Here is a 1,350-nt window from a genome sequence, read left to right on the forward strand (position 1 = left end):
GCCCAGTTTCATCAGGCGCAGGCGGATGGTGGCGAATTCGGCCTTGGCCAGGGTGTGGCTCTTGGGGATGGCGTCGCGGACGGTCAGCATCAGCCAGTAGGCGGCGGTGTGGAGGATCAGGCGCATCTGGTTGGCCAGCGGCGAGCGGCACGAGGTGCGGTCCGAGGCCAGTTGCGCCTTGTGCATCTTGATCAGGTTCTCGGCCTGGCCGCGCTCGCAATAGAGGGTGTCGTAGATGTATTCGGCCGAGCGACCGGTCAGGCTGGTGACGACGAAGCGGATGTCGAGCCCGAGCGTGGTGGCCTCGATGCGGGCGCAGGCGCGCCGCTCGGTGCTCCACGATTTGGCCCGGTAGCAGGTCTCGGCATAGCCGCGCAGGCAGGGATTTTGGTCCAACGCGCGGCGGGTGCGGATGTCGTCGGCGGCTTCCTCGACGGCGCGGGTCAGCACGGCATTGCCGGGCAGGCCGAAGACATAGTCCATGCCGTTGGCGTCGCACCAATCCATCACTTCGGGGCGAGCGTAATGGCCGTCGCCACGCAAGGTGATGCGGGTGGCGGGCCAGTGACGCCGAATGCGGCGCACCAGGCGGCGCAGGTGCCCGCGCACCTCCTTGCCGGTCGGTGTCTTGCCGGGGCGCAGAATCATCGCCACCGGCCGCGCGGTGGCGGTGTCGTAAATGTGGATCGGCAGGAAGCAGCGCTCGTCGTAATGGGCATTGAAGAGCGAAAGCTGCTGGTGGCCGTGCACCACGTCCAGCGTGTCGTCGATGTCGAGCGTCACCGCCTCGGGCGGGACCGGATAGCTGGCGCAGTATTGATCCACCATCACCGCCATCAGCCGCAGGATCTCGCGCAAGCCGGGCGCATTCTCCCAGCGGGACACGGTCGGCTGCGAGCACAGGTCGCGCCCGCTGTCGGGCAGACGGCCGCAGGCCAGCTTGAACGCGGGATCAAAGCGCAGCGTGTCCAGGTCGTCGGCGTCCTCCCAGCCGCAGGCGATGGCCAGGATGCGGGCGCGCAGGATGTCGGGAAGCCGGTGGATCACCCGCGACGGATCGCGCCCGTCGGCGATCACGGCCGCCAGCTTGTCGGCCAATCCCAGCCGCCGCTCTGCCTCGGCCAGCAGCACCACCCCGCCGTCCGAGGTGATGCGACCGCCATCGAAGGCCGCCGTCACTTTCTTGCGGCTGACGGCTGGCAACGCGAAGGGCAACATCGTATCGTCGGTCATGGCGGGCGTGGCAACCTCCGATCTGGCATTGGAACGGATTCGACACCCATTTCCTACGCCAAATCAGGATCTTACGCTACGCTCGCCAGCCCAAATCCATGCCGTGGCGAATAAGAC

At 67.3% G+C, this 1,350-nt stretch carries 1 protein-coding gene; it reads right to left on the reverse strand.

The features are described from left to right. Positions 1 to 1,233 (reverse strand): IS1380 family transposase (locus MTBUT4_RS15185; RefSeq protein ID WP_173980544.1); only part of this gene is annotated, 1,233 nt, incomplete at its 3' end. Positions 1,234 to 1,350: the final 117 nt, after the last annotated feature.

It is taken from the genome of Magnetospirillum sp. UT-4, assembly GCF_902729435.1.
Lineage (GTDB): Bacteria > Pseudomonadota > Alphaproteobacteria > Rhodospirillales > Magnetospirillaceae > Magnetospirillum.